An 18,338-nucleotide genomic window follows, 5' to 3' on the forward strand; every position below is an offset into this window, starting at 1 on the left:
TCGCCTCAGAAGGACTTTTCCAAAGTCAACCTAACTCTCCAACAGTCCACAACTCGTCGTTTTATCTGAACCCACATTCTTTCGCTTCTATGGCCGACCAAGACCGGGTAGAAATTCTCTCCGACCGAGAGCTGGGCCGAACCTTGGTCCGTCTGGCGACGCAGGTGTTGGAGCAAGTGGACGACAGCCGTCGCTTGATGTTGCTGGGAATCCCGACACGAGGTGTGGAGCTGTCCCGTGTTTTGGCTCAGGAATTGGAGCGATTGAGTGGTCATCCGATTGCTCAAGGATCAATTGACCCGACCTTTCATCGAGATGATCTCGAGCGGATCGGTACACGCTTGGCGCAAACAACAACTCTCCCTTGCAACCTGGAAGATCGGCAGGTGTTGTTGGTGGACGATGTGATTTTCACAGGGCGCACAGTGCGTGCGGCCATGGAGGCACTCCATGGCTGGGGCCGAGCCCAGCGCGTGATGTTGCTCGTAATGGTGGACCGTGGTCACAGGGAGTTGCCGATTCAGCCGGACTTCTGTGGCCGAACGGTCCCCTCGCGGCGCAGCGAAACGATCGAACTGCGCCTGCGAGATGTTGACGGGGAAGAGGGGGTCTTTCTGAAGCGCTCTATCCCGCTGACATGAGCTCCTCAGCGTGGAAATGGGCCTTGTATCGACCAAACGCAACGATGACGGGAAGGGTGGGGCTAATCGTGCGGCCTTTCCAGTCATTCAGCACAGTCACGATCTCACCGTTTTGGCCCTGCATGTCGAAGGCCTCGCCGCGATGCTCGGGGTGGTTGTACACAACAACAGACGTGTTGACCTGCACCTTGTCGCCCGTCTGCATCGCACCAAAACAATCCTGAATCCATTTTGTCATGGTCCTGTTGCCGGCCGTTGGCAAAAGCTTTCCGGTCCGTCTTCTTTGACCCGACCCCCCAGGCTTTGGCAGCCGGCTTGGAAGGCGTCCCAAGGTTCGATGCCTTGGATTAATTGCCGTTGGACCGCCTGTTCGAGCTCTTCACCAGAAATCACATTGGAAGGCTCAGCAGCGTGTTGGTTGTGTTCTGTTCCGCTGTCAAAACCTGCAAGGCCGGTTTCGATGCCCTTTTTCAGAACTTCAGCCTTGGATTGCCACCAGGGGTGATCGAGACGATTCAAGCTGTCGAGTGCTTCCCACCAGCGTTCCTGTTGCACCAGGCGTTCGAGGCGCGTGTGTTCGACGCTGTTGCGGTTCCAGATCTCTTGAAATGTTTTTCGAAGATCTCGGATCGGTTCTCGCTGCTGAAGTTCCAGTGGTTTGAGGAGAGCCAGGGATGGCTTCAACTGTCCTTGGCGAAACAATCGGATTGCTCGCTCTTGAATCGCCTGCTGCCATTGGTTGAGCCTGGCTCGATGCTTGTCGAGATCACCTTGTTTCGAAACCACGAGTTTGTATTGCAGGTCGAGCGCTTGGCTCGTGGCCCCTTGTGCCCATAACTCTTCAGCATGGCGCTGACGACACAGTGCAAGCTCTGCGGGCGCGCTTTGTCCGAGCCATTGCAAAGCGGCCAATTGATCGCTGGCGCGAATGCATCCTTCGTAATCCTGGTTTGCAATGGCGCTGCGGAGGTGTGCTGGTAATTGTTTTTCCCACCAGAACGCACCCCCCGCAATCGCGAGCACCATGCTCAGGGTGGCCAGCACCCAAAGCTGAAGCAGGTGGCGATGCACCGCCAAGGAAATTTTGCGGGAGTCGATAGGTGTGTTCTATGGAGCCGCGCCCTGTGCACCCAGGATCTGTGGACGGACGTCCTATCGGACCGTGCCCAGGATCACGGTGGGGAGTTGTTTTTGAGATCGAAGATCGCGGATGGTGAGCTGCAGCCGTGCCTCGGCATCGATCGACCAGCGCAAATGAAGGCAGTCTTGTCCGATTTCTCCAGGTGGAGACAGGGGCAAGACAAGGGGATCGCTCGGCCAGGGCAGATGGTCGCTCTCACTGGTTTCGAGCTCCCGAACGGTCGGCAAGCCATTCACGAAGACAACACTGTGCCTGCCTTGGGTTAAGGGCTCTGCCAAGACCAATTCAATGCTGCGTTGTCCGGTCTGGCTAGCGGCCAGAATCAGCTCGAGTGGCTCACTGCTGGGCCAAGGCTGGCCAGCGACGAAAAGGGGATGCCAGTGATGGCGATTGGTGCGTTGATCCCAGGTGCGAACCGAGACGCCGTTGTTCAAGACATCTCGGATTGCAACCCCTGGGGTGAGCTTGAGTGCCCCTAGTGCGACGGCATCAACCGGTGGGGGGGTGAGTAAAGGAGCAGGAGCCGTGTTGTCGGCCAGCCAGCGGCGCAGCCAAGGCAGTTGAGCTCCGCCGCCAACCGCCACGACACCCGCAAGATCCTCGAGGTGGCAGTTGTTTCGTCGTCCTCCGGCCAGGGTGGTTTCCATCAGTTCTGCCAGGACTGTGTCGAAGTCGTGCTGTTCGAGGAGTTGATCGAGCTCGCGGCGAGACAGACGAAGGCTGTGTTGTTGTTCATCAGCTGTGATCTCAAGCAACTGGTCTCGATCGGGCACGTCACTGCTGCTGAGACGGCATTTCAGACGTTCTGCAGCGTCCAGCAACGTTGAGGTCACCGGCTGATTGGGGCAGCAGGCATTCACGATCCAGCGATCGATATCACGACCGCCGAGCCGCATGCCCGCCTTCCCAAGCACCTTCGCTGTGCGTAGTTTTTGACCGCTGGTATCACCAAGACTTCTTCCACCAAGCCGCAAGAGCTGGGCGATGGGAGCCGCTTTGCCTTCGCCGCCTTCCAGGGACACCAGGGCTAGATCAAGGGTGCTGCCACCAAGATCCACGACCAACATCCGCGATCCTGGAGGCAAACCGGCTCCCAAGGCGGCGGCTGTGGGCTCATCAACCAAGGCAATTTCTTGAACGGGCAGTGCATCACTCGCTTGAAGGAGCCAGCTTCGGTAAGTCCGATAGCTCTCCACTGGAGCCGAAAGCACAAGCCGCTCGATGTTGAGGTCTTGGGGAAGCCTTTGCCACACCTCTCTCAACAATTGCTGTCCTGCCCAGCAAGCACGGTTGTGTTCCGGGGTGTCTTCTGGTCCGATCAGACGTTTGAAATCCCGGTGAAGCTTTGGGTCATCGGAGTCATCCAGCCCTGCTTCGATCACCTGACGGCCAATCAAGGGCTGGTCACCGTTGTCCCAGACGAGGCTGGGTACTTCTCCTGGGCGGCGGCTAATCGGAGCGAGCTCCACTAGCTGTGCTGTTGGAGTATCAGGCGATTGAAAGGCCACCACTGTTGTGGTGCTCCCCAAATCAATTGCCAGCGTTCCGCCACGGCCGGTTGAATGTTGAAGCTTTTCTTCTCCCACGCTGTGTCACGCCGCGCTGGGTGCACGTTGATATCAGGTTGAGAGTAACGGGATCGGTGCTGATGGATCGTCTACAGCGGCTGATTTTTTCTTACTACCGCGAGGAACCAGCCTTACAACAGCTGTTGCAACCGCTCCATTCCTGTCGCATGCGTCGTAGCTGGGGCAGTGTGCGGATTGAATGTCGTGATGATGGGCATCTGGAGGACGTGAGTGCGCTTCTGGGTTATGTACGGGAGCCACTGGCGGCTCTCGACCTTGGGCGCCAGATCGTGTTGCGTGGCTCGGGTTCACGCCAGCGTTCCTATCCAATGCATGTCCCCTTTCCCAGCGATCAACTTGCTTAATGAAAACGTGGCGATCAACGATTAAGGTGGTTGATTGAATGCAGTTGGCTTGTGATTTCGGCAGGGGTTGATTCAAGTGATCTTGCCAAGCGTGGCGAGAGCCTGATCCGGCAATCCAGCAATCGTTATCTCACCACAGTTCGCATCGCGTTTCGTGCGAAGCAGCGGCGTTTCGACGACTTCGATGGCTTGCTGGAGGAATCGAGTGTGAAACCGGTGCAACGGGCCATCGTTGAGTTAAGCGATGAGCAAGATCAGCCTGATCTGTTGCCTGGCTAACTCGCCGTGATTTTGCAGGAAGGGCCCGGATGGCGTTTGGCCCGGGACTCTTTAAGAGGAGAGTTCAACATTTTGGTTGGAGGCGAAGGCTGGGCCTTTGAGCTCACATCACCTGAATGGAAAGAGTTTGTAGACCTTCTCTCAACCCTTGAGGCCCAGCACTCTGCGTTGAAGGATCAGCTCATGGCCGAGGAGGCCATCGAACTCGAGCTGGATCGAGGTGTTTGGTGGGGGTGTTTGGCTGGAGATTGCCAAAGCTGGAGTCTTGCGATCGTTCTGACGCCCGAGGAGGGGCGTGGGGTGGAAGGGTTTTGGCCAGCCCCGACAGCGGCGGCGTTGGTCGCTGCTGTCAGAACATTGGGATGATTGACCATTGATTAGCTGGTCTCATCAATCGCAGCTGATTGATTCTTCCCCATCTCAGCCCCCGTCTTTGCACAGTTTTTCCACAGGGTTGTCGTACGGACCGCTGTCGCAACAAAGCTCTGTGGAAAGCGGAAGCTTTGGGCTTCATTTGTTGACGTTTGCAAGGAGCCTGTTAGCGAACTTCTGAGTCCTGCGATCGGGAACGCCTGAACGCTGTAACCGCAGCATTCTCAAAAGGAGTCCCATGAGACTTGCGTGATTTGAGTTTTCTTGACGGGTGCCAATTCTTGTGGAGAACTGGTTGTGCGGTAAGGGCGTTTTTGATGCAATCGGGTTTGGAGCAGGTCGTCGAAGGTGGAGACAATGTGGTGAGTTTTCAGTCGGAACTTCCTCTCGCTTTACAGCAGGCCATGGTGCAGTTCATTGAGCGACATCCCAATTGGGATCAGTACCGCCTCGTTCAGGCGGCACTGGCCGGATTCTTGGTGCAAAACGGGATTGAGTCCCGCGAAATCACCCGGGTCTACGTGGGCAATATGTTTCGACGTGAATCTCTTCTCCATGGGGCTTGAGGTCGACAGCAAGCCATCAGGATCAGCGCGCTGAAGGGCAAACTCAGCAGGAGCCCAAGCGTCGCTCCCAGTAATCCCAGTGCGTTGATACCCAGCAGCAACCCCAAAACGGCGAGCATTTTCAAGCTGTTGTTTTGAACAAGTCGTCGACTCCGGTCCATGGCTTGAAGGGCTCTGCAGCGGTGATGAACCAGCAGCGGTAACGACATCACCTGGGTGAAGAGGCCCGCTCCAAGGATCAGAGCTCCGAGGATCACAATCAGGCCTGCCAGGGTTGTGCTGACTTGCCCGACGGCCCAACTCAGGCACTGAATCAGCGTTAACCCAGCCACCAGTAGGAGAAGCTCGATCACCATCAGCGCGAAGGCGTGGCAGAGGAGGGCTGTGAGTCGTTGGGGTGGCTTTGGTTCAAGGGGTGCTGGCAAAAGCTGATCGGCGAACCGCAGTAAGCCCAGTAGGGGAACCATGGGCAGCCCAAGGCTGATCAATACAGCGATGTCTCCAAACCGAGCCACACCTGGCGTGGAGATTGCCCGCAGGTCTTGGGCTACGACGGCGGGGCCGATCGCACACATCAAGACGAGAGCGGCTAGCCCAACGCAGCTCCACGGGGCTTTCCCAAAGCCGATCCAGGCTCGTGGAAGCAGGGTGATCAGGGGAAGGTCAGTGGAGAGGGCCAAGCCGATCCAGCAGGTCTTTTGCAGTCGTGGTCGGGACGGGCAAAATGGAAAGTCGATTTCCCCGCTTGATCACAGGCAGTTGCTCTTCGTTGTAAGAGGCGCGCAATTGATCCAGGCTGAGAAGTTGGTCAAATTGGCCAAGGAAACGAAGTCGAGCACAGTCCCATCGCGGTTGATCCTGTTTGGATTTGGGGTCGAAATACTTGGCAGTGGAATCAAATTGAGTCGGGTCGACTAAATGTGTTTCCACAACTTCCATCAAGCCAATGATTCCTGGTGGTTTGCAATTGGAGTGATAAAAAAAGGCTTGGTCACCCACGCTCATGCTGCGCATGAAATTGCGGGCCTGATAATTGCGAATTCCATCCCAGAGGGTTGATTCCTCTCGGCGCAAATCATCGATGCCATAGGCATCAGGCTCGCTTTTCATCAGCCAAAAGGCCACAGACACCAATCGTGTGATCCCATTTTGAGTTGGCTCTGGCGAACCGCCAGCAAAGATGCTCGATTTGTTTCACCCCACGTGCATGTGGGGCTGCATCAAGTCGCGGAAATGATCGCCTCGGGCTTCGAAATCTTGGTACTGATCAAAACTGGCGCAGGCTGGGGATAGCAGCAAGCTGGACGCTTGCAGCTCGGATGTTGCCCGAACGGCAATCGCTACGGCAGCGCTCAGATCGGTGCAGCGATGCACCTGTCCTTGATAGTTGGACTGACGGATCAGTGCGTCTAATTCCTCTGCCCCAGCGCCGAACAACACCACCGCGCAAGCCTTTGATTTCAATTCGGCTAGCCAGCCTGTGGCGTTACCGCGTTTGGTCTGGCCTCCCGCCAAGACCACCACTGGGCCTGCCATGGCCTGCAGGCCGACCGCGGCTGCGTCGTAGTTGGTGGCCTTGCTGTCATTGAAAACGTCGGCAGAGGAAGTGGATCCGAGGTTCTCGAGACGATGGGGAACGCCAGGGAAGCTCTCGAGGCCTTGGGCAATCTGCTCCGCATTGAGGCCGATCTGTGCGGCGGCAGCTGTAACCAACAACAGGTTTTGACGATTGTGGGCCCCTGGCATCGCCAAGACTTTGGCTGGAAACATCGCACCGCCTTCTCTCGCTTGCACCGTTCCAGCGTCATCAATCCAAAAATCTGCGGGTGGGTCGTCATGGCAAGGGGGCGCTGCCTTCACCCACATCCCGCGCTTGAGGGATGGGCGATGGGCGGAGAGATCCGCATCATCCCCATTGAAGATGGCCAAGCTGGAGCGCTGCAGCAGGCTGTGTTTAATCGCCCTGTAGGCCTCAAGTGTTCCGTGGCGTTCGAGATGGTCTGGGGTGAGGGTGGTCCAAATGCCGATGCTTGGAGCCAAGTTTGGGCCTGCCTCGATTTGGTAACTACTGAGTTCCATCACCAGCCAATCCGGCTTGGGCGTCTCCCCCCTTCTGATTTTCAGCGCCATGTCCGCCGCTGAAACGCCCATGTTCCCTCCCATGGGGGCAACGATTCCGGCATGGCCCAGCACATGACTGAGAAGGTGGGTGACCGTGGTTTTGCCGTTGGTTCCGGTGATTCCCACCCAAGGAATGTCGTTGAGGGCCTCCCAGGCCAGCTCGATCTCCCCGCGTATCTGAACTCCCTCCTGTCGCAGGCCGTTAAGGGTTGGGTGATCCCATGGAATCCCTGGCCCAACCACCACAGCATCTAGGTCCGAACGCCAAGGTTCAAAGCTGTTGATTTCGAGAGGAATGCCCAACTCAACCTGGATGCCTTCCGCTTGAAGTGTTGCTGCGCAGGACGTTTGATCGGGACCCGTGCCGCGCTCCAAAACAACAACTTTTTGGCCTTGATGATGTAAGAGACGTGCAGCTCCGAGTCCGGATCGTCCGAGACCAACGACGATCGTTAATGTCATCGAAACTTCAGTCCCCTAAAGGGAAATGGGCGATACTGGATTTGAACCAGTGACTTCTACAATGTCAATGTAGCGCTCTACCCCTGAGCTAATCGCCCCCATTAACCAACATCGAACCACGATTGGTTCACGTTGATCGCAGTGGAGATTAGCAGCCAGAGTGCGTCTTAACTGCGCCTGAGTTCGACACGCCACCGCTCACGTTTTGTCCGGGTGAGCGAGAGCACTTCAAGGGCCCCACGGTCTTGCAGCTGGAGCCGGTCACCGACCCCCACGTCTCGACTTGCCAGACGCACGTCATGCCAGTTCACGCGCAGACGCCCAGCTTTGATGTGGCCGACAATTTTGGCTCTCGAAAGGCCGAAGCCTGCGGATGCAATGGCATCAATCCGACAGGAGGCCTCGACGGTTTGCAGGATTCTGGGGGTGCGTTGGGCTGGTAAGTGGAGCGCTTCAATGGGTAGGGCCTCGCACCGGATCTCAACGTCGCGCACGCGACCGCGTTGTTCATGGAGCCTTGCTGCGCTCTCTGGAGTACAAAGCCCCTGGCCACCGCGGTCGCCTCGTACCCAGAGGTCTCCAATTTGATCCGGTGCAGCTCCTAACTCTTGTAGGGCGTTGCGAATGTCTTCCGGACTGAGGGGATCGAACAGAAAGTTTCCCTCAATAAGGAGTCCTTGAACGGGAGCACACGTGTCGGCATCTCCGATTGGGTCGCGTCGCTGGCAGAGGAATCTGCATCGTTCGGCCCCCGGATAGCCCCCATCACGATGCCAGCCAATTTCACTCAAGTTGCTCAGGCGTTCAAGTGCCTCTTCCTGAAGTCGAGCATCAAGAAATGGGCTCCACGCCGGTTGCCACGTCCGCACGACTTGATCAGCCAGCTGGATTAGTTGTCTTAGCCCCGCCGGATCGTCTGCTCCTGTGAGGAGCTCCTCCTTCAAAAGGGTCATAGGTCGTTGAGGCGCACCACCTGCTGAGGATTGCTGCGTTGCACCACCTGCCATGGGGGTTCGATCCCATTCGGTGTTTCGAGCAATACAAGCCAGCTCCCTTCCTCTCGACGGTTACGCAGGATGCGCACGCCATCGTCGTTATCGGAATTCACGCTGGCGGCCGCTGCATAGCTGCCCATCAAGCCAGAGCCCATCCCCATCAAACCGCCGATCAACATTTCACCCCATGGCCCGAAGCTTGCAAACGTGGTGAGGTTGGTGATCTGCGTGAACGTGACTCCCGCTAAAAATCCAAAGGGCATCAACCAGCGCCCCATCGCCTTTTGCCGTCGAGCGCGGGTGAGGTTTGGGCTAAGCAATTCCACTTGATCGATGGCATCGCCCTCTGGTGGCAGCGTGATGCATGTCGTCAGCGGGAGTTTGGTCTCCTTGAGCTGTTGGCTGAGCCCTTCAGCAGCCCTTTGGTTGGACACCACCACCACGCAGACGGGCATTCGCTCACATTTTGTTAGTTGAATTCTGAACCCTGTCCTTAGTTATTGGGGGGTGGGTGGGTGTTGATCTCTACAGTTTGAGCAGGCAGTTTTGCGCCCGTTCATGACGAAAGTTCTGGTTTCCGATCCGATTGATCAGGCCGGCTTGGACATCCTCAACCAGGTGGCGCAAGTCGATCAGCGGATCGGTTTGAGCGAAGACGAGCTGGTGGGGATCATTGGTGAGTACGACGGATTGATGATCCGTTCTGGTACTCAAGTGACAGCGACGGTGATTGCCGCTGCTGGCCGACTCAAGATCATTGGTCGTGCTGGCGTTGGGGTCGACAACGTTGATGTCCCCGCAGCGACGCAGCGGGGTGTTCTTGTGGTGAACTCTCCCGAAGGCAACACCATCGCGGCGGCAGAGCACGCCTTGGCGATGATGCTGTCGCTTTCACGCCACGTACCCCAGGCGAATGCCGGAATGCGTGCGGGGAAGTGGGACCGCAAAAAATATGTCGGTAATGAGCTCTACAAGAAGACCCTTGGAGTGGTGGGTCTCGGCAAGATCGGCTCTCACGTCGCCAAGGTGGCCCAAGCGATGGGGATGGACGTCATCGCTTACGACCCGTTTATTGCTGCCGATCGTGCCAAGCAAATGCAGGTGAAGCTCATCGAGCTCGATGAGCTCTTTCGAACGGCGGACTACGTGACGTTGCATATCCCCCGCACCAAGGACACAGAAAATTTGGTGAATGCTGATTTGCTGCGCACGATGAAGCCCACAGCACGCATCGTGAACTGTGCCCGTGGTGGCGTTGTTGATGAAGCTGCTATCTCCGAAGCCATTAACCAGGGAGTGATTGCTGGGGCGGGTCTCGATGTGTACGCCAGTGAGCCCTTGGCGGAAGATTCGCCGTTGCGTGCGGTTGAACGCGGGCTGGTATTAACGCCTCACTTGGGTGCATCCACGGAAGAAGCCCAAGAAAACGTGGCGATCGATGTGGCCGAGCAAATCAGGGATGTGTTGCTGGGCTTGCCGGCCCGCAGCGCTGTGAATATCCCTGGCCTTAGCGCTGAAATTATGGAGCGGCTGAAGCCACACCTTCAGCTCTCTGAAACCGTTGGTTTGCTCGTGAGCCAGTTGGCGGGTGGGCACGTGAAGGAAATGGAGCTGCGCCTGCAAGGTGAGTTCGCGAGTCATCCCTCTCAACCTCTTGTGATCGCCGCATTAAAAGGACTGCTGAGTGCAGCCCTCGGCGACAGCATCAATTTTGTGAATGCTTCTTTGGAAGCCAAAGCACGGGGCATCCAGGTTTTGGAAGTCAAAGACGAATCGAGCCGCGATTTCGCAGGGGGGTCCCTGCAAATCACGACGCGTGGTGATCAGGGCGATCGTTGTGTCACTGGCGCTGTTTTTGCCGACGGTGAATTACGGATCACGAGCATTGATGAGTACCCCGTGAATGTGTCTCCCAGCAGGCACATGTTGTTTACCCGTCACCGCGATATGCCTGGAATCATTGGCCATTTGGGATCAATGATGGGGGAGCACAACGTGAACATCGCCTCCATGCAAGTGGGGCGAAAAATTGTTCGTGGTGATGCTGTGATGGTGCTCAGCATCGATGACCCGATCCCGGCTGATTTGCTTCAGAAAATCACAGCGATTGACGGCATTCAGGAAGCCCATCCGGTCACCCTTTGATGTGGTGGCGATTGTCGATGCCTTGTCCTCCAGAGCTGGAGGAGTCGCTGGCTTGGAAGCTGAATGACTTGGGGCTGCACCGCTTTGCGCTGCAGCATTCCCCAGACACCCCCCACCAGAAAACGTTGTTGGTCTGGTTGCCCCAACCGGAGTGGCCCGTTGCTGAGCGAGAGCAATTGCTGGCCAGTCTTGAGCCCCTATCGCAGCCCTTCGGTTTGGCTTTCCCTTCAGGTGTTTGGGACGAGGTAGCTGATGAAGATTGGAGTTTGAGCTGGAAGCAGCACTGGCAACCCGATCCAGTGGGACAACGCCTTTTAATTCTTCCAGCGTGGTTAGACGTGCCTGAGGAACATGCCGACCGCCTTGTGATTCGGATGGATCCAGGCAGCGCTTTTGGCACCGGGAGTCACCCAACGACGCGCCTTTGTTTGGAGGCCCTGGAGGCGTGCCCTCCGCAGGGCTTACTCGTGGCTGATCTCGGCTGTGGAAGCGGTGTTTTGGGGCTGGCATCCCTGTGCCTGGGTGCTGATGCGGTGTTAGCCGCAGACACCGATTCCTTGGCCATCCGCGCGACGGAAGGGAATCGTTCATTGAATCGATGCTCTGAGCAACGGTTGCAGGTGTCCCTGGGATCCGTGGAGACCCTTCAAACCCTCCTGGCAGGCCGACGAGCTGATCTCTTGCTTTGCAACATCTTGGCCCCTGTGATTGAGGCCCTCTCCCCCGGTTTCGAAAGTCTCATGGCTCCGAATGGGAGAGCGCTCCTAAGTGGATTGTTGGTGGATCAAGCTCCGAGGCTCAAAGATGTACTCGCGACCCAGGGTTGGCAGGTCACTCAGGAGTTGGCGCAAGGGCGTTGGGGGTTGTTGGAGATTCGACACACATGAGCCATTTGTCATAAGCCAGGCTTATCGGACCTCGCACTCAGATTGGTCCTGCCTCCCTGAACGGCTCGAACCCTCTGCTTCGCCCCTCATTTGCAGTAGATAGGTGCTGTTCTGCAGGACCGGATTTCCCGGAACCTGTCGTATTTATCAATCAATGGCTTCCTACAAGGTCACCCTGGTCAGCGAGAGCGAAGGTCTCAACAAGACCATCGAAGTCCCTGATGATCAGTACATCCTCGACGCAGCAGAAGAGCAAGGCATCGACCTGCCTTACTCCTGCCGCGCTGGCGCTTGCTCCACCTGCGCTGGCAAAATCACTGCCGGCACCGTTGATCAGTCCGACCAGAGCTTCCTGGACGACGATCAGATCGAAGCGGGCTTTGTGCTGACCTGCGTGGCTTACCCCACCTCCGATTGCACCATCAAGACCCACGCTGAAGAAGAGCTCTATTGAGCCACCACTTCGTTCCTTGAACGATGGTTCAACCACCCCTACGGGGGTGGTTTTTTGTTTTTTGGCCGCTTTGTATGGCTCGTGCTCTTGCTTTTAAGTCGTCGTGAGCCGTCCAGAGGTTCACGATCTGCTGGCTCCCGGCAGTATCCATACCAGTCCAGGGGGGCAGTACAGCTTTCGAGTGATCGGCCCATGCTGTCGATTGTTCGACCGTGAAGAGCTGCCTTGGCCATGCTGTCGCTTGGCCTGGAGGAGCAAGGAGCCCAGCTGGCGGCGGGTGGGCAGACGTTTTGTTCCAGATCTCGCGGCGCGCCGATGCCCGTCGTACTCGGTGGAGTTGCTTCAGCCAGGGTCGCGTCCGACTGCAACGGTGCTCACCCTGTTCTCCGTCCGATTGGTCCGTGAATTGCAGGAGTGGTGGTACAGCCGTCACCCTCGCTCGATGGAGCCAGACAATATTGAGCCGAACTTAGAGGCGTTGATTGATCATTGAGCCTTTCTCGCGTTATTGAGTTTTTGCTATTTAGATGATTTGCTTATGAATTAAATGTTCTGCAAGTATAAATCAAAAATGTTGAATGTTCGCTGTTGGAAAGAATTTTGAGCTGAGTAGCTGGTGTCTGTTTTCTCGGTTGGTTGCGCCCTCGGTATTATCTGCCTGGTTGAAAAAAAGTTGATATTAAAAAACCGGCCCTAAAGCCGGCTTTGTTGTTTTAATTCAATCGATCTGGATACTTAAATCGGGTTAATTGGGTTGATTCCTAGAAATAAATCTTGCCGCCACCCCATGACGACCCTTGCACTTTCGGGGATACAAGGATGTATCCGGCCATCAGGCGCAGGTCTTCGTCGTCGAGATCGCGCATTGCTGGGTACAGCTCAGCACTGCGCATGCTGGGGTGAACGTCGGAAATGCTGTATTCACCGTCGTAAGAGGTGGGATCCTTCATGTAATCCACCAACGCATCGACGTTGTCGCGGGCTGGTGTAGCCAAAGCCAAGGTTTCTGGGTCGAGGCCAACGTTTTGATTGGTTTTCGTGATTCCGCCGGCGTGGCACGTGCCGCAGCTGGTGTTGAAGACCTTTCGTCCTGCATTGATCTCGCGATCTGTGAAGGTCACCTCTGCGCCGTCGGGATTCACTGGAACCGTGAGTGTCTCGGCATCCCATTGCACTGCTTCTGCAGGGGAAATAAACGCCAAGCCGATCAACACCGGTACAAGAACGAGGAGTCCTTTGAAGGATTGCCGCAAAGAGGAGAAAACAGAGACCATGAAGGTTGCCGGGGACTGACGGATTCACCGCACCCAGCTCTTGTATCACGGGGCCGAGGCTCCCTGAGGCCGGATCACAAACTGTTGCAGCGCGGTTTTACCTCCAAAGTGAGGAAATCCTTTGCCAGACAGGTGTTTGGGAAGATCGCTTGGGCTTCCTTTAAAAGGTCTTCTGGCGTTACGGCATTGCCGGGGGCGTAGCGGGGGCTCAGGTGGGTGAGGACGAGTTGCCCAACGTTGGCTTCCGCCGCCGTTTGGGCCGCCATCGTGCTCGTGGAATGCTGTTTTTGATAAGCCATCTCTGATTCTTGGTGAGCAAAGGTCGATTCGTGAATCAGTAAATCGGCGCCTTGGGCAAGGTCGACCGCTGCTTCGCAGAACACCGTGTCGGTGCAATACACAACGCTCACTCCAGGCCTCTCTGGACCGCAGAGGGTTGTGCCGTCGATGACGCGCCCGTCTTCGAGGGTGACGGTGTCTCCCCGCTTGAGCTGGGCGTAGATGGGACCGGGAGGGATTTGTAGGTCTTTGGCCTTGGCGATATCGAATCGTCCCGCTAAGGGTTTTTGGTCCACCCGATAGGCGTAGGCCGGAACGCGATGGGTGAGCGGTGTGCAGCGCACCATCAGATCGTCGTCTTCATACACCAGGGTTCCGTTCTCCGCGCAGTCGTGAACGCGGTGCACTTTGAGGGGGTAGCCGATCCGGGTGGAGCTGGTGCGCAGTACGCCGTTGAGATAGCTCTCGAGAGGATCAGGGCCGTAGAGGTCGACGCCTTCGTTGCTGTTGCCAGCTAAGCCAAGGCTGGCCAGAAGGCCTGGAAGGCCGAACACGTGATCGCCGTGCATATGGGTCACGAAGACCCGTCTGAGCTGCGAGAGCCGAAGTTCGCTCCGCAGAAACTGATGCTGGGTTCCCTCGCCACAGTCGAATAGCCACATCTCCGAGCGCTGTGGCAGTCGCAGCGCTACAGCCGAAACGTTGCGTGCCCGAGTGGGAACGCCAGAACTTGTTCCCAGAAAGGTGACCTGCAAGGTCGTCGGTTCTCAGTTCTTCATGCTGACATCTGGCTGGACATGGCAAGAGGCGGCACACTGAAACGCCTTTGGTTGCGCATGGTGCGGATCGCTTCAGTTGTCCTGGCGGGATTTGCGACAGCGGCTCTGTTCGGTTCCGCTCAGCACGCGATGCCGATGGAACGGGAGCCTCAGATGCGGGTCCTGTTACATGAGGGACCAAAGCTGCTGCTCAGGGCTGACAAAACGCAGTGGATGCAGGTGCGTGGCTTGGGTGGAGGTGTGCGACGGCTTCGACGGCTGCAGTTGGAACAAGCCGGTGGGAGCTTCATAGCCGTTTTGGATGGGAACCGTCGCCGCTTGGCTTCAGGCACCGTTTTGACAGTGCAAAACGATGACCCTCGGGGGATCTGGTTGGACTCCCGTCGCTATCGGGGTGAATTTCAGATCAGCTGTCGGGGAGGGCGTTTGCGGGTTGTGAATGCGCTTGGTGTTGAGACGTACCTCACCAGCGTGGTGGGGAGTGAGATGCCCCACCATTGGCCCTTGGCCGCTTTGAAGGCCCAAGCCGTTGCTGCTCGGACCTATGCCCTTCGGCAGCGCAGTCGCGGAGGTGGATGGGATGTGAAGGCCAGCGTCGCGAGTCAGGTGTACCGGGGTGTTGAAGCTGAAACCGCCAGTACCCGCCAGGCGGTGGCTGAGACCCGTTCGTTGGTGCTGGTCCATCGCGGCAAATTGATTAATGCGGTGTTTCACAGCAGTTCTGGTGGCGTCACTGAATCCAGCGGGATGGTCTGGAGTCAACAGCTCCCTTATCTCGTGAGCGTCCCAGACCATGACCAACACAGTCCGGTCCATCGTTGGCAGGAACGCTTTGCTTCTTCGGGCTTGCGTCAACGCCTTCCTGAAACTGGCGGCGTGAACCGGGTTGATGTCACAAGTCGGAGTGCGAGTGGTCGTGTGCGACAGGCCAGGCTGGAAGGACCTCGCGGATCCCTTGTGCTGACCGGACGCGAGTTGCGTCAGCGTTTGGGCTTGAAAAGCACGTTGGTGACCTTTGAGATGGTGTCTGCTGACTCGGCAAAGCCGTTCCAATCTTCCACCGTTTTGGCCCGTCGTTCGGCTTCATCCATGGGATCGAGATCCCGGATTGACCGCATCACAGCATCCGTCGCTCGGTCGACAACAACCAGCTCTTTCCCTTCAACCTCGTTCTTGGTAGCGCCGCCGCCGCTGCCGCCGGTGCTGTCGAGTCCGATGCGCTCACGATCGTTCCGCTTTCGAGCGTCCCGTTCCAACGAGCGTCGGGGTATTGCGGTGGGTGGATTACAGCTTTTAGTGCGGGGTCAGGGGTATGGCCACGGCGTAGGGATGAGCCAATGGGGTGCCCATGGGCTGGCGGAGCAGGGGGCCGATTTCCGCACAATTTTGAGCCATTACTACCGAGGAGCAGATGTGCTCCCCTTTAAATCGCACTACGACCCAGCCCTCGCTTGGCAGCCCCATCCGGCGTCAGGCTGGTGGGGTTGACCATCGGATGCCCCCGTGTTGCGGTTCCCCCGCCAGCTTCAGCGGTACGACAGCGCTGCGGATTGTTGTGATCGATTAGCCCAGCGCCTTGAAACCCATTTGCGTCAATGGCTTTCGATGCCTTTGGCCCTGAGAAGGCCCCTGGGATTGGCGACTGGACGAACCATGGAGCCGCTGTATGCAGCCCTTGTTCAGCGCCTCATGCTCTGGTCTGCTCCGGATCTGGATGAGCTGCGACAGCGATGGTCCAGCTTCAATTTGGACGAGTATTTGGGTTTGCCGACTGGAGATCCCCGCCGATACAGCACTTATATGAGTCGACATCTCGGCGAGCCATTGCAGCTGCCGCCTGAGACACTGCATCTTCCCAGTGGAGGCGCTGCCGATGCTCACGGTGCTGCGCAGGCCTATGCCGCTGAGTTGAATGCATGCGGTGGAGTGGGGGTGCAACTTTTGGGCTTGGGAAACAACGGCCATGTGGGTTTCAACGAGCCCCCCACGACGGCTGATCAGTCTTGTCACGTGGTGGACTTATCAGATGCCACCCGGCGACAGAATTCAGCGCTGTTTGGAGGAGATCCTGCGGCGGTACCTGCTCAGGCGATCACCCTTGGCCTCCAAGAAATTTTGGCGGCGGATGAAATTCACTTAGTGGTAACGGGCGCTGCCAAAGCTGACATCCTCAAGCGACTGTTGACGTTGCCAGCGCCTCAGCCAGGCTTGCCCGCAAGCTGGTTGTTGAATCACCCCTGTGTATGGCTTTGGGCTGACGCCGATGCCATGGATCCTCCTTAGCCTCACGCAACGCTGCTTAGGGCTGATATGACGATTGATCCGGTCGAGCGACCGCTCGAACAGAGCTTTGAAGTGGAAAAACTCACACGGCTCATTAACGATTGCAGGGATCTTGAGCAGTTGCGTGAGATGGCCTTGGCTTTGGTTCAGCAAGTCGCTCAGCAAAAAGCCGCGAGTGCCTGGATGGCCAACCGCGCCACCGAATCTGAGAACGCCAAACTTGAAATGTTGGCGGAAGTGATTCGGCGACGGGCAGCCGGTGGATCGGAGTCAACCCCTCAGACGGATTGACGCATGCGTTCTTTAGTGATGGTCTCGCTGCCAGCGGGACAAGCTCGCTGAAGAAAATTTGTGGCCATGTTTCGCGGCCACCTTCAAGACACAGCTGTTGTCATCACCGCAGTGTTGGATTTCGGAGCGCAGCGAGTCGTTGCTTTGCACTCGAGACATGAACGACACCAATTGCTTCATCGACATAGCGACTCCAGATGGGACCCCACCGGCCTAGCCAGGTGGTCTGTTGGGGTTCGCTAACAAAAGGTTTGGTGCTGATTTGCTGACTTAATTAGTTGTACTCGCCTGGAGTCTCTTGCTTCGACACGGTGACACGACCCACTTTTTTCCCAGAGAAACGGAGTAATTCGTCACCAGAGAACTCGAAACCGATCGAGCTGCCGATTTTTGCGACATCGTCCGCCGTTGATGCCGACAGCACGTTTTGCTTCAGCGACGCATCGTTTTGCATTTTGAGGAGAAAGGCCTTCAGCTGGTCAAGAGCCATGCAGCACTAACGACGGATGAGAAAAATCAGAAACACATCTTCGCTCAACTAATCAAGTTTGTTGCGGTGATCAGACAGATGTAAGGGATGACGCGGCGTCCATGCGTTTGACCTCATGTCCCAGAAAGTCTCCCCACATCCCTAGAAGAAAGCTGAGGGTTTTGAGAGCCTGTAACTGCTCTGTCGAGCCCGGAGCCGTGTATTTGAAATCCATGAACATTCGATCAGCAACTTTTTGTTGCTCGCGGCAGCGGTTGTCGATGGTCATGGGCCGCGGCAGCGATCGTTGCGTTACAAAACTACACGATTTAGCGCTTGGTCGCTGTTGGCCGCCCGTTGAGGACCTGGCCGCCTGTCAGCATCGTTGATATCTGGCTCGTCTGAACAAGCGAGCACGTATTTCAGGATGAATCTGATTTGGGTGGCGGCGGGTTTTATCGGGCTTCTCTGGCTCACTCAGGTCTTGGTTCGTCGCGGGATGGACGATGGCCGCTAACCCCTTTGGCTTGGAAGTGTTGGTTCGATCAATGCCGTTAGTGAGGTGAGGGATTCCGGTTATCAGTTGGCATATCGCAGAGCCATTACTAACTTTTAAATCACTACGTGGGCTCCAACTGTGGAATCACGCGACAAGACTGAACGATTCATGGATGCGGCTAAGCAGCGCGCCCACGAAGTTGTCAATGAAGCCAATCCAAAATTGACCTCTCTCGAACGTGGCTACTGGCTCGCCTTGAGAAACAGGCGTGGACGAGAGCGCTGCGTTAGCCAGCGTCCATAACGATCAAGCTGCATTAGGAATCGGAGGCTGAGCACGAGCATTGCGCTCGATCACCTTCCGTAGGTTTTGGCAGTTGATGCAGAGACATGGAGAATCATCGTGAATGCTCGTATGCAGCATCAGTGGAATGATCTTGTCGTTCCTTGAGTTCATGTTTCCTCAATC

At 56.7% G+C, this 18,338-nt stretch carries 25 protein-coding genes and 1 tRNA gene; 12 read left to right on the top strand and 14 right to left on the bottom strand.

Annotated elements, in window-relative coordinates; genetic code table 11:
- The first annotated feature begins 89 nt into the window (after positions 1 to 89).
- Positions 90 to 641 carry a bifunctional pyr operon transcriptional regulator/uracil phosphoribosyltransferase PyrR gene (pyrR, locus tag SYNCC9902_RS02580; protein ID WP_011359330.1) on the top strand — a complete coding sequence of 184 codons (552 nt, stop codon included), beginning with the start codon at positions 90 to 92 and terminating at the stop codon, positions 639 to 641.
- Here pyrR and SYNCC9902_RS02585 read toward each other — a convergent pair.
- The 3 genes from SYNCC9902_RS02585 to SYNCC9902_RS02595 form a co-directional block, all read right to left on the bottom strand.
- Positions 625 to 846 (bottom strand): ferredoxin-thioredoxin reductase variable chain, encoded by a 222-nt coding sequence (locus SYNCC9902_RS02585; protein WP_041425294.1) that lies wholly within the window; start codon positions 844 to 846, stop codon positions 625 to 627. The genes pyrR and SYNCC9902_RS02585 overlap by 17 nt on opposite strands.
- A 29-nt stretch (positions 847 to 875) precedes the next feature.
- Positions 876 to 1,712, bottom strand: coding sequence for a hypothetical protein (locus tag SYNCC9902_RS02590; protein ID WP_198001769.1), 837 nt, complete (start codon positions 1,710 to 1,712; stop codon positions 876 to 878).
- Between the two features lie 81 nt (positions 1,713 to 1,793).
- Positions 1,794 to 3,368, bottom strand: coding sequence for an Hsp70 family protein (locus tag SYNCC9902_RS02595; RefSeq protein ID WP_011359333.1), 1,575 nt, complete (start codon positions 3,366 to 3,368; stop codon positions 1,794 to 1,796).
- 62 nt (positions 3,369 to 3,430) lie between these two features.
- Between SYNCC9902_RS02595 and SYNCC9902_RS02600 the strand changes: the two genes are divergently transcribed.
- The 4 genes from SYNCC9902_RS02600 (at position 3,431) to SYNCC9902_RS02615 (ending at position 4,932) form a co-directional block, all read left to right on the top strand.
- Complete coding sequence (locus tag SYNCC9902_RS02600; RefSeq protein ID WP_011359334.1) at positions 3,431 to 3,715, top strand: hypothetical protein; 285 nt, start codon at positions 3,431 to 3,433, stop codon at positions 3,713 to 3,715.
- Positions 3,716 to 3,766: 51 nt separating this feature from the next.
- Entirely contained in the window at positions 3,767 to 3,994 is a 228-nt protein-coding gene (locus SYNCC9902_RS02605; RefSeq protein ID WP_009790464.1) for a DNA-directed RNA polymerase subunit omega, read from the top strand.
- Positions 3,995 to 4,000: 6 nt separating this feature from the next.
- On the top strand, positions 4,001 to 4,360 hold the full coding sequence (locus SYNCC9902_RS02610; protein ID WP_011359336.1) for a DUF1818 family protein: 360 nt from the start codon (positions 4,001 to 4,003) through the stop codon (positions 4,358 to 4,360).
- Positions 4,361 to 4,683: 323 nt separating this feature from the next.
- Complete coding sequence (locus SYNCC9902_RS02615) at positions 4,684 to 4,932, top strand: DUF2811 domain-containing protein (RefSeq protein WP_011359337.1); 249 nt, start codon at positions 4,684 to 4,686, stop codon at positions 4,930 to 4,932.
- Here the strand turns inward: SYNCC9902_RS02615 and SYNCC9902_RS02620 are convergent.
- The 6 genes from SYNCC9902_RS02620 to SYNCC9902_RS02645 all read right to left on the bottom strand — a co-directional run bounded on the left by SYNCC9902_RS02620 (position 4,884) and on the right by SYNCC9902_RS02645 (position 8,965).
- A complete protein-coding gene (locus SYNCC9902_RS02620; protein ID WP_041424822.1) occupies positions 4,884 to 5,612 on the bottom strand; it encodes a hypothetical protein in 729 nt (242 codons plus the stop codon). The genes SYNCC9902_RS02615 and SYNCC9902_RS02620 overlap by 49 nt on opposite strands.
- Positions 5,596 to 6,042 carry an EVE domain-containing protein gene (locus tag SYNCC9902_RS02625; RefSeq protein ID WP_041425296.1) on the bottom strand — a complete coding sequence of 149 codons (447 nt, stop codon included), beginning with the start codon at positions 6,040 to 6,042 and terminating at the stop codon, positions 5,596 to 5,598. The genes SYNCC9902_RS02620 and SYNCC9902_RS02625 overlap by 17 nt, the downstream gene beginning before the upstream one ends.
- Before the next feature lie 84 nt (positions 6,043 to 6,126).
- Positions 6,127 to 7,515 carry a UDP-N-acetylmuramoyl-L-alanine--D-glutamate ligase gene (murD, locus tag SYNCC9902_RS02630; RefSeq protein ID WP_011359340.1) on the bottom strand — a complete coding sequence of 463 codons (1,389 nt, stop codon included), beginning with the start codon at positions 7,513 to 7,515 and terminating at the stop codon, positions 6,127 to 6,129.
- A gap of 26 nt (positions 7,516 to 7,541) precedes the next feature.
- Positions 7,542 to 7,613 (bottom strand) — tRNA-Val (locus SYNCC9902_RS02635).
- 69 nt (positions 7,614 to 7,682) lie between these two features.
- A complete protein-coding gene (locus SYNCC9902_RS02640) occupies positions 7,683 to 8,468 on the bottom strand; it encodes a photosystem II S4 domain protein (RefSeq protein ID WP_011359341.1) in 786 nt (261 codons plus the stop codon).
- The gene (locus tag SYNCC9902_RS02645) at positions 8,465 to 8,965 is read right to left on the bottom strand and encodes a hypothetical protein (protein ID WP_011359342.1); all 501 of its coding nucleotides are present in this window, start codon (positions 8,963 to 8,965) and stop codon (positions 8,465 to 8,467) included. The genes SYNCC9902_RS02640 and SYNCC9902_RS02645 overlap by 4 nt, the downstream gene beginning before the upstream one ends.
- A gap of 103 nt (positions 8,966 to 9,068) precedes the next feature.
- Between SYNCC9902_RS02645 and serA the strand changes: the two genes are divergently transcribed.
- From serA to SYNCC9902_RS02665, 4 genes are all read left to right on the top strand, one after another.
- Positions 9,069 to 10,655, top strand: coding sequence for a phosphoglycerate dehydrogenase (gene serA, locus SYNCC9902_RS02650; protein ID WP_011359343.1), 1,587 nt, complete (start codon positions 9,069 to 9,071; stop codon positions 10,653 to 10,655).
- Positions 10,655 to 11,542, top strand: a complete 888-nt coding sequence (gene prmA, locus SYNCC9902_RS02655; protein WP_011359344.1) for a 50S ribosomal protein L11 methyltransferase — start codon at positions 10,655 to 10,657, stop codon at positions 11,540 to 11,542. The genes serA and prmA overlap by 1 nt, the downstream gene beginning before the upstream one ends.
- Positions 11,543 to 11,696: 154 nt before the next feature.
- Positions 11,697 to 11,996 carry a ferredoxin gene (locus SYNCC9902_RS02660; protein ID WP_006043345.1) on the top strand — a complete coding sequence of 100 codons (300 nt, stop codon included), beginning with the start codon at positions 11,697 to 11,699 and terminating at the stop codon, positions 11,994 to 11,996.
- A 103-nt stretch (positions 11,997 to 12,099) separates the two neighbouring features.
- Positions 12,100 to 12,489: a hypothetical protein gene (locus SYNCC9902_RS02665; protein WP_011359345.1), complete on the top strand. Its 390-nt coding sequence runs from the start codon at positions 12,100 to 12,102 to the stop codon at positions 12,487 to 12,489.
- Between the two features lie 268 nt (positions 12,490 to 12,757).
- Here the strand turns inward: SYNCC9902_RS02665 and psbV are convergent, their stop codons facing one another.
- Positions 12,758 to 13,270, bottom strand: coding sequence for a photosystem II cytochrome c-550 (gene psbV, locus SYNCC9902_RS02670; protein WP_011359346.1), 513 nt, complete (start codon positions 13,268 to 13,270; stop codon positions 12,758 to 12,760).
- Positions 13,271 to 13,344: 74 nt separating this feature from the next.
- Positions 13,345 to 14,304 carry a ribonuclease Z gene (rnz, locus tag SYNCC9902_RS02675; RefSeq protein WP_011359347.1) on the bottom strand — a complete coding sequence of 320 codons (960 nt, stop codon included), beginning with the start codon at positions 14,302 to 14,304 and terminating at the stop codon, positions 13,345 to 13,347.
- Positions 14,305 to 14,346: 42 nt separating this feature from the next.
- Between rnz and SYNCC9902_RS02680 the strand changes: the two genes are divergently transcribed.
- Genes SYNCC9902_RS02680 through SYNCC9902_RS02690 form a run of 3 tightly spaced genes read left to right on the top strand, consistent with a single transcriptional unit; the run spans position 14,347 to position 16,902 of the window.
- Complete coding sequence (locus SYNCC9902_RS02680; RefSeq protein WP_011359348.1) at positions 14,347 to 15,816, top strand: SpoIID/LytB domain-containing protein; 1,470 nt, start codon at positions 14,347 to 14,349, stop codon at positions 15,814 to 15,816.
- A gap of 15 nt (positions 15,817 to 15,831) precedes the next feature.
- Complete coding sequence (locus SYNCC9902_RS02685; protein WP_011359349.1) at positions 15,832 to 16,611, top strand: glucosamine-6-phosphate deaminase; 780 nt, start codon at positions 15,832 to 15,834, stop codon at positions 16,609 to 16,611.
- A gap of 27 nt (positions 16,612 to 16,638) precedes the next feature.
- Entirely contained in the window at positions 16,639 to 16,902 is a 264-nt protein-coding gene (locus SYNCC9902_RS02690; RefSeq protein ID WP_011359350.1) for a hypothetical protein, read from the top strand.
- Between the two features lie 12 nt (positions 16,903 to 16,914).
- On the opposite strand, the gene SYNCC9902_RS11960 is transcribed toward SYNCC9902_RS02690, so the two are convergent.
- The 3 genes from SYNCC9902_RS11960 to SYNCC9902_RS02700 all read right to left on the bottom strand — a co-directional run bounded on the left by SYNCC9902_RS11960 (position 16,915) and on the right by SYNCC9902_RS02700 (position 17,660).
- On the bottom strand, positions 16,915 to 17,088 hold the full coding sequence (locus SYNCC9902_RS11960; RefSeq protein ID WP_011359351.1) for a Nif11 family protein: 174 nt from the start codon (positions 17,086 to 17,088) through the stop codon (positions 16,915 to 16,917).
- Between the two features lie 88 nt (positions 17,089 to 17,176).
- Positions 17,177 to 17,392: a Nif11-like leader peptide family natural product precursor gene (locus SYNCC9902_RS02695; RefSeq protein WP_041424826.1), complete on the bottom strand. Its 216-nt coding sequence runs from the start codon at positions 17,390 to 17,392 to the stop codon at positions 17,177 to 17,179.
- Between the two features lie 70 nt (positions 17,393 to 17,462).
- Positions 17,463 to 17,660 (bottom strand): hypothetical protein, encoded by a 198-nt coding sequence (locus tag SYNCC9902_RS02700; RefSeq protein ID WP_011359353.1) that lies wholly within the window; start codon positions 17,658 to 17,660, stop codon positions 17,463 to 17,465.
- Between the last annotated feature and the right edge of the window lie 678 nt (positions 17,661 to 18,338).

This window comes from Synechococcus sp. CC9902 (assembly GCF_000012505.1).
GTDB lineage: Bacteria > Cyanobacteriota > Cyanobacteriia > PCC-6307 > Cyanobiaceae > Parasynechococcus.